The organism is Ruegeria sp. CL7, from assembly GCF_056536445.1.
Genome location: NZ_JBQFPQ010000018.1, coordinates 1 through 8,166, shown reverse-complemented (window position 1 = coordinate 8,166; position 8,166 = coordinate 1). Strand labels below are relative to the sequence as shown.

At 53.8% G+C, this 8,166-nt stretch carries 7 protein-coding genes and 1 tRNA gene; 6 read left to right on the top strand and 2 right to left on the bottom strand.

All coding sequences use genetic code 11. The features are described from left to right. Positions 1-284 precede the first annotated feature (284 nt). Entirely contained in the window at positions 285-1,421 is a 1,137-nt protein-coding gene (locus ACR0LI_RS20690; RefSeq protein WP_216600226.1) for a tyrosine-type recombinase/integrase, read from the top strand. Between the two features lie 162 nt (positions 1,422-1,583). On the opposite strand, the gene ACR0LI_RS20685 is transcribed toward ACR0LI_RS20690, so the two are convergent. Next, on the bottom strand, positions 1,584-1,940 hold the full coding sequence (locus ACR0LI_RS20685; RefSeq protein ID WP_171724788.1) for a hypothetical protein: 357 nt from the start codon (positions 1,938-1,940) through the stop codon (positions 1,584-1,586). Positions 1,941-2,310: 370 nt separating this feature from the next. Between ACR0LI_RS20685 and ACR0LI_RS20680 the strand changes: the two genes are divergently transcribed. The 5 genes from ACR0LI_RS20680 to ACR0LI_RS20660 all read left to right on the top strand — a co-directional run bounded on the left by ACR0LI_RS20680 (position 2,311) and on the right by ACR0LI_RS20660 (position 7,683). Continuing rightward, a complete protein-coding gene (locus ACR0LI_RS20680) occupies positions 2,311-2,967 on the top strand; it encodes a hypothetical protein (RefSeq protein ID WP_480621579.1) in 657 nt (218 codons plus the stop codon). 143 nt (positions 2,968-3,110) lie between these two features. Next, positions 3,111-3,320 (top strand): helix-turn-helix transcriptional regulator, encoded by a 210-nt coding sequence (locus tag ACR0LI_RS20675; RefSeq protein ID WP_257600069.1) that lies wholly within the window; start codon positions 3,111-3,113, stop codon positions 3,318-3,320. Continuing rightward, positions 3,310-3,618, top strand: coding sequence for a hypothetical protein (locus ACR0LI_RS20670; protein ID WP_425080321.1), 309 nt, complete (start codon positions 3,310-3,312; stop codon positions 3,616-3,618). Before ACR0LI_RS20675 ends, ACR0LI_RS20670 begins: the two co-directional genes overlap by 11 nt. Then, the gene (locus ACR0LI_RS20665; protein WP_480719182.1) at positions 3,615-5,756 is read left to right on the top strand and encodes a hypothetical protein; all 2,142 of its coding nucleotides are present in this window, start codon (positions 3,615-3,617) and stop codon (positions 5,754-5,756) included. The genes ACR0LI_RS20670 and ACR0LI_RS20665 overlap by 4 nt, the downstream gene beginning before the upstream one ends. Before the next feature lie 778 nt (positions 5,757-6,534). Next, complete coding sequence (locus ACR0LI_RS20660; protein ID WP_480621581.1) at positions 6,535-7,683, top strand: hypothetical protein; 1,149 nt, start codon at positions 6,535-6,537, stop codon at positions 7,681-7,683. A gap of 393 nt (positions 7,684-8,076) precedes the next feature. On the opposite strand, the gene ACR0LI_RS20655 is transcribed toward ACR0LI_RS20660, so the two are convergent. Next, positions 8,077-8,153: transfer RNA gene (locus ACR0LI_RS20655), tRNA-Met, on the bottom strand. Positions 8,154-8,166: the final 13 nt, after the last annotated feature.

The window sequence follows — 8,166 nt, the reverse complement described above, 5'->3', positions numbered from 1 at the left end:
AGCCGCCCTGAGGCGGCTTGTTCGAGGCTCTGTTCGACCAAGGTGGTTGCGGGAGTAGGATTTGAACCTACGACCTTCAGGTTATGAGCCTCACGGGCATATGTTTGCTGATATTTGTTAAAGCTGTTTCTTTATTTACTTATCAGTATGTTGCCACTTTTTCCGATTGCTTCATGTATTCTCAACATTGTTCAAATTTGCTCCCTGATGTAGCACCAGTGTAGCACCGTCAACTTTTTGGTAGCACCAAGACAATTCAAGGATACACCGTGGCCAGTCACCGTTTGAACTTCACCAAAGCCGCCCTTTTGAAAGCACCCGCCGCGAAGAAAGGTTCGAGGGACTACTACTATGACGAACGGGAAGCGGGGTTGATACTGGCAGTGACAGCGGCAGGATCAAAGAGCTTCTACTTGTACAAACGGATTGAAGGGCGTCCAGAACGGCTACTTCTGGGCAAGTTTCCAGACATGACTGTGGAACAAGCCCGCAAGGCAGCAGCAAAGGCCAAGGGTGGCATTGCGTCTGGGGCTAACCCTCAAAAAGAGAAAAAGGCCGTGCGTGATGAAATGACCTTTGGAGCGCTCTTTGCCGAATACATGGACAAGTACTCCAAAGTTCACAAGAAATCATGGAAGTATGACGAGCGGGAAGTAAACAAATATCTGTCGCATTGGTTCCGCAGAAAGATATCCAGCATTGATCGGGCCGAGGTAGAAAGGCTTCATGCGAAGATCGGCAAGGACAACGGCTTGTATCAAGCCAATCGTTTGCTTGAACGTATTCGCTCCATCTTCAACAAGGCGATTGAATGGGGATGGAAGGGCGTGAACCCCGCTGTCGGCATCAAAAAGTTTCGGGAACAAAGCCGCGACAGATTCTTGCAGCCTGACGAGTTGCCCCGGTTCTTCGAGGCACTGGCAAATGAACCCAACGAAGTCGCACGGGACTTCTTCATGATTTCCCTTCTCACAGGTGCGCGGAAGTCCAATACGCTGGCGATGATGTGGAAGGATATCAGTTTTCAATCGGCGACATGGCGGATTGAGGAAACCAAGAACGCCGACCCACTGACTGTTCACCTTCCCCAGCAGGCAATTGAACTGCTGATCGAACGGAAATTGAAGTCAGACAGCCCCTATGTGTTCGAAGGCTCAGGCAAGAGCGGCCATCTTGCGGACCCCAAGAAGGCGTGGAACCGGATTCTAGAAGAAGCTGGAATCGACAACCTGCGCATTCATGACTTGCGCCGTACCTTGGGCAGCTATCAAGCGGCAACCGGGGCCAATGGATACATCATTGGGAAGTCACTTGGGCATCGGTCGCAGCAATCTACCGCAATCTATGCACGACTGAACCTTGATCCGGTCCGGGAGAGTGTGGACAAGGCGACCGAGTTGATGTTTTCAAGAGCAACCTAGCGTGGGAATGAGCCCATAGCTGCCCTTCACGATGCCATGTATTTTATGAAATTGGGATGCTTGCAAAGTAGATGATATGTCGAAAACCTCGCAGAAAATCTCATAAAGCGGTCACTCAAAGTACCGCGAGTGGAGGCGCTAAGCACCTAAGTCTTCCCTAAATTAGCTCTTCTGGAATTCCTTCCCCTCTTCACAGTGGGCATTGTAATAGTCGATCAATTGGTCTTGGAACCTCATGAGAACCGCCATGTCGTGCTGCATCTCAGGGATTCTCGCTATTTGGTCACATTCCGGAATGAGGTGTTCTGCCAGACTGAGTGCCATCAGCTTTTCGGTGTGGCGATCAGAATCCGCCATTTCGCGCATTTTGTCGTACAGTTCCACGATTTTCTTGTCCTTCAACTTCGCCATCTTAAGGACGAAATAGAAGAATTTTTGATTAGAAACTTTGAGCTCTATGGCAACAGCCAGCTTAATATCATTTGCACGATTTCCCGCACCAGAAAACAATCCAAACATCTAACTTCTCGCACCATTTCAAATTGATAGCACCGAACATCATATTGATACTTTCGTCAAGTCGCTGTTTTCTGACATGGATCGGTCGTTCAGGAAGCTGAATTGGTCCCAAAGCACATCTCGCGTTGCTGATCCTGATGCTAAGTGGAGCGCTAGTCCGGATTGCATGTGCCATTCCAAATTCACCGTCAACACTGTCAGCCTTGTCAGCCTCTGGCGTTTTGCTTGGTTTTCCTGAACAAGCGGCATTATGGAACAGGCTGACAACACCCTACCCGACAGTGAACCAGCATCGACCGTGCCTTGGCAGCGCCTCATGGCGGGCCACGGTTTCTTATCGGAACTTCACCGCCTATATGATGCCCGGTTCATGCTCGAACTTGAGATGCTGGTTGGCCCAAAGGCCAATGTTGACGAACTGCGCAAAGGGGTTGAGGCAGCGGCGCGAGCCTACGTCCGCGAGCGCCGCAAAATGCGCCGACGCAAACCGGGGGCAATAGAATACCGCCGCCTGTCCGCATTGTCTGCCAAGCTTGAGCCGGTTTTAGTGGACCTTGCCCGTGTGCAGGCTTCACCAAACTGTTCCGGGAAACTGGCCGACGCGCTGGAAACGCAAGCCCGATCAGCCGACCCAAGCGCCGCCGGAATTGCAAACCTGATCGACGGCGCATTTGGCCCGGGCGATCCTGTTGGCCATATCGCGGCGTTTCTGGAACTGTTGCATAAGGCGACCGCAGAAACGGTTGCTTTGGGCGAGCATGACACCCCAAGCAGCTATCATGAGGCCGATCTGGATCGTTGGTCTCGCAGGCCGAAGAAAACCGAAAGCCAGCCGATTGCGGCGTTAGCCCGCGCCTTCCGCCCCTATTGGGAGCGCAATGCCATGCGCCCCTTTAATGCGGGCCGGTACGATCCGGCCACAAAGCAAAACAAAGCAACCGCAGTAGATGCGATTCATTTGATCGGCCAAAAACTTGATCCGGACCTGACGCGCGCGCGTGTGGTCACGGTAATGCGGGTGATGTAGTCATATTTTCGCCACATTATGTGGCATTTAACCGGCATGTTTTCTTACGTAGGAAGTAGTTTTTCTTTCCTGCTTCACGCGTTTCGACCTGCCCAATCGCTCTCTAGGTTTCTCTTCATCGATCAAAATTGATGGAGGTTATCATGATCGCAAAACAGGCAGACACCCTGCTCAAACCCGAGCAAGTCGCGGAACGCCTCGGCGTGTCCACAACCACCCTTGCTACGTGGCGCTGCACCAAGCGCTACCCGCTGGCCTATGTCAAAGTTGGCCGCTTGGTCCGCTATCGCATGGGAGATGTAGAAGCGTTCGAGATCGCGCGTCTTCAGGAGGTGGTTGCGAATGACTGGTAATTGGAAGCCTATCGAATTCGCGGCCATTGCTGAACTGGCCCGGATCAATCTGCAAACTCTACTGGCCGAATGGTTGCCAGATGGCCGGATCATTGGGCGCGAATGGGTGGCGCTGAACCCCACCCGCGCAGATCGGTCGCGGGGTTCGTTTCGGATCAATCTCGACAGCGGACTGTGGGCAGACTTCGCGACGGATGACAAAGGCGGGGATGCCATCAGCCTCTTTGCCTATCTGAACGGGGTGCAGCAAGGTCAGGCCGCACGTGCGCTGGCCCAGCGTCTGGGGGTGCAGGCATGAGCGCGCTACCCGACCTTCGCCACCCGACAGCCGGTGTCGCTGATACCCAGCATGTTTATCGCAGCAGAACGGGTGCGCCTGTGCTCGTCGCCAATCGCTATGAGGGCAACGGCAAGGGCAAGTTCTTTCTGCCCTACGACGTGACCAAGGGCGCATGGAAAGCACCCCAGTTGCGCCCGGTCTATCATCTGGACCGGATCGCCCAGGCGAACCCGGATCAGCCGGTGATCTGGGTTGAAGGGGAGAAGTGTGCCGATGTTCTGACAGGCTTGGGGTATCTGGCCTCTACCAGCTTTGGAGGCAGCAAGGCGCTGGCAAAAACTGACCTGTCACCGTTGGCAGGCCGTACTGTCATTATCTGGCCTGACCATGATGAGCCGGGACAGAGCTATGCCGCCAAGTTGGCCGAAGAGCTCGTTACATTACATAGGGCGACACCTCTGATCCTGCCGATCAGTGACGCACTGATTCAAGCGCATGATTCATCAGATCTGATCCCTAAACCAATACATAGGGGCTGGGACGTGGCCGATGCCATTGCCGCAGGTTGGGGGCTAGGCGAGATTGACGCCCTGATAAACAGCGTTGCGTGTGATTTGCCGGATGCAACTGCCGCCTACCTTACAAGTATGGTTCCGCCTGCCGCTAATGATCCGCATCCCCCTATGTATCATAAGGAAAACCCTGACCCATATACGTTACCTATACATAGGGATGAACCTGCACCTATACGTAACGATGACAATGCGGCGCTGGTGGATGGGCTTGAGCTTTGGAACACGCCACAGGGTGAGCCCTATGTAACGTTACGGGCCAAGGGTCACTTTGAGCACTGGCCTGTAGGTTCCGCGACCTTCCGCAACTATCTGGCCTATGCCCATTACAAGGCCGAGGGCAAAGCCCCCTCCAATGCCGCGCTAGATGACAAGCGCCGGATGCTGGAAGGGGTGGCCCGGTTCGAAGGCGAGACCTACCCCGTATCCAGCCGCATCGCCTCCATCGGGCGCACGGTCTATCTCGATCTTGGCGACACCGACTGGCAGGCTGTGGCGATCACCTCCGAGGGCTGGCAGGTGGTCAGCCACCCGCCCGCACGGTTTCGGCGCTCACCAGCCATGCAGGCGCTTCCAGTACCGGAACGGCATGAGAATGGCATCGACTTGTTGCGCGATTTTCTGAACGTGGACAGCGAAGATGATTTCCGCATGTTGGTGGCATGGGTTCTGGGGTGTTTCCACCCCAAAGGCCCCTACCCTATCCTGACTCTGTCAGGCGAACAGGGCAGCGCCAAAAGCACCACTGCACAAACGCTGCGCGACCTGATCGACCCGGCCCAGCCCAGCACCCGCAGCACGCCCAATTCCGAGCAGGATTTGGTGATTGCCGCGATGCACAATCATGTTCTGAGCTTTGACAATCTCTCGACCATCCGCCCGATGATGGCGGACGCCTTCTGCCGGATTGCTACGGGTGGCGGCTTTGGCACCCGCAAGCTGCACACCGACAGCGACGAAGTGCTGTTCAACGCCACCCGGCCTTGCCTGCTGAACGGTATTCCCGATCTGGCCGCACGACCTGATCTGGCGGATCGCGCCATTGGCGTTCATCTGCCGGTGATCCCACCCGGCAGGCGCAAAACCTTGGGCGCGTTCAACCGCGACTTTGCCAAGGCCAAGCCCTACATTCTGGGCGCGCTGTTGGACGCGGTATCCCGCGCATTGGGTCAAATTGACTCTGTAAGCCTCTCAGAAGCCCCTAGGATGGCGGACTTTGCTAAATGGGTCGTTGCTGCCGAAGACTCCCTTGGGTGGACTCAGGGCGCGTTTCTGGACTCCTACGCGGCCAATCGCGCCCGCAGCGACCAAGCCGCCGTTGACGCCAACCCGGTCGCGCTGGCAATCCTGTCGCTGATGGATGGGCGTCAGCGTTGGGGCGGCACTGCAACCGAGTTGAAGCAAACCTTGCGGGATCGCTTTCCTGCGCTGACAGAGGACAGCCAGAGCTTTCCCCGGTCCGAGGCGCGGTTTGGGGCAGCGCTACGTCGGGTTCAGCCCGTGTTGCGGCGTCAGGGGGTTAACATCGCGTTCAGTCGGGAAGGCAAAGCCGGGATGCGGGTGATAGAATTGAGCAGTCGGTGAAAGTTCGTACAACAATTTTTTGGCTAACGCGCTCGATCCCTTGGGTCGGGCGCCTTTTTGTTGCTCCACCTATTGCGTTTGTCTGGTTCGACTTTCGTCTGCTACGCGGACGAAGCTGCCGTTTGCTGCGGCGCAGAGCTCCGGAATCAATTGAAGGATTGCTCAGCAGGCGGAGCTGACGAACAGAGTTATCTTTCGCTGTCGGGCCTAAAAGCGCGGACCCTCATCGCCCATCTCAGGGCAAAAGCCTTCTTCCACTACAGGATCGATACATAACTTGCGGCGGACGCTCTATTTATAAAAAATGCCAAAAGAAGAAAATACAGCAATACGGGAAAAACAATTATAGCCTTCCTTATCATAGATTTTAGGGCGCTATTTTTGTTTGGGCTAAAAGTTTCGACCTTGGTGTCACTTAAAGGTGGGAGTAGATCCCTTTTGCTTTGCTTAATCATAGTCAACTCGTGAAAAACTGACTAATCTTTTTCAAACCCCACATTAACCGAAGATTAACGCTCAAATTATTTCAGTTTTAGCGTTTTTTTTGACCGCTTTTGGAGACAAAAGCTCCAAGCCAATTACTATTGTCAACAGTATTAATGCTTCCCCAGCGATTCTTTTGGGAGTAGTGGCTAAGCTGTTAATGTTAAATTAAAAATATCCACTCCGAAATGTCGGATAGTTGCCACATTCTGGCCTCGTTTTGACAACACTCTTAAGTGTGGAATTTGCGCGTCGCCACTAATCTGTATTTCGCTAAGTAAAAAGGATTTCTTACGTGTTGAACTTCCTTAAAGTGAGTGTCTCCGCACTCGTGCTGTCTGCATTTGTAGTCGCGCCAATCGTGACCGTTTTCACCACCGATTACGCATATGCAAAAAATGGTAACGGAAAAGGTGGGGGCAACGGCGGCGGAAAAGGGGATAACGGAGGTGGCAATGGTGGCGGAAAGGGCGGCAACAGCGGTGAAAAAGGTGCCAAAAAGGGATGGGGTTCCGACAAAACGCTAAACGGGACAAGAACGAAGTCTGCCAGCAAAAGTCATAAATCAAAGAGCGGCAGTCGTTTGGGTCGGGCTGTGAAGGAAGACTTTCAGGCCTTGGGTCGTAACCTGAAGCAAAACGGTGTCAAAGGTCTATTCAAAGGGAACAAGGCACGGACCACCACAACGCGAACAAGTAAAGCGAGTGTCGCGCAATCCCCGAGACCACCAAGCAGAAAAGCAAAACTCCTTGATGATGGCACGCTTGCCCCGCGTAACCTCGGCAAACTAAATGGTGCCATTAACTCCAGTGTAAATGCAAAACTCGCGCATATCGCGAACGGACAGTATGCGAAAGGTACAGGGCCGGTGAGCCTGGCCGCTGGCCTTGCCGTAGCCGACGCAAATTTCAATCATGTCATGGGTGAAGATTACGACTTGAGCCCTGAAGAAGTGAAGGAAATTGCTGCGGCGTATGACTATTTGGACACGGCTCCGATGACGCTGGAGGAAGCTGAACAGGTTCTTGCCGATGAGGCGGCCACCCCCGGTACGATTGCGCCCGAAGACTTGGAAACCGCACAAGCGGTGAAAAATGCGCACGACGTAACAACAGATGAGGACGGAAATAAGATAGGGCAGCCGACCGACGATCAGTTGGCGGCTGCGGAGGCGGTGCATGACGCGGAAGCCAGCCTGTTGGGGCACTACAAAGGCGACTTTTCTGACGACACAATCATCGCGGAGGAACAGCAAGACCGCGTCCTTGGCGCCGTCCGCGCCTCCAATCCCGATGAAGAATCGGTAAAAGCCACGCTTGGCACTTCGGACGACGGAAGCCTTTATGCCGACGGCCAGGAGGACGATGATGTTGATGGAGAAGCGGAGGGAGCAGATCAAACCCCGGATGAAGAGCCGGAAGACGAATTTGCAAGCAACGGATAAATGTAATGTAAGAGGCCTCAGAGCGGGAATTTAGATGCCTTCTTTGATATTGCCAGCCTCCAGTTGGATTGAACCCGATTTATGCATTAGGTGCCACTATCGCTACTAAGTGGACAACCTAAAACACAACTTCCGCGAAACAACCATGTTCGCTTTGGGCTCTGAGCCGACATTCGCGGTTTTGGCTGACGGTGCTGACAGTGCAGACGGAAACTGCGGGTTAGTTTTCATGATGGGGTAAGATTCGGCTTCAGGAAGCGTCAGAATGAGAACGCTTTGATAGCTGATCTTTGCTGTGTAGCGTAGCACCGGTGTAGCACCGTGGTGAGATGCCCTAAACGCAAAAAGCGCCCCTTGGGGCGCTAAATGTTTGATATCTGACTGGTATTTTTTTGGTTGCGGGAGTAGGATTTGAACCTACGACCTTCAGGTTATGAGCCTGACGAGCTACCGGGCTGCTCCATCCCGCGACAGTTTTTGTGA

What these genes read in the sequence shown, in the direction of transcription:
- ACR0LI_RS20685 (WP_171724788.1), bottom strand. Translation starts at nt 1,940, where the DNA reads ATGTTTGGATTGTTTTCTGGTGCGGGAAATCGTGCAAATGATATTAAG.
- ACR0LI_RS20680 (WP_480621579.1), top strand. Translation starts at nt 2,311, where the DNA reads ATGCTCGAACTTGAGATGCTGGTTGGCCCAAAGGCCAATGTTGACGAA.
- ACR0LI_RS20675 (WP_257600069.1), top strand. Translation starts at nt 3,111, where the DNA reads ATGATCGCAAAACAGGCAGACACCCTGCTCAAACCCGAGCAAGTCGCG.
- ACR0LI_RS20670 (WP_425080321.1), top strand. Translation starts at nt 3,310, where the DNA reads ATGACTGGTAATTGGAAGCCTATCGAATTCGCGGCCATTGCTGAACTG.
- ACR0LI_RS20665 (WP_480719182.1), top strand. Translation starts at nt 3,615, where the DNA reads ATGAGCGCGCTACCCGACCTTCGCCACCCGACAGCCGGTGTCGCTGAT.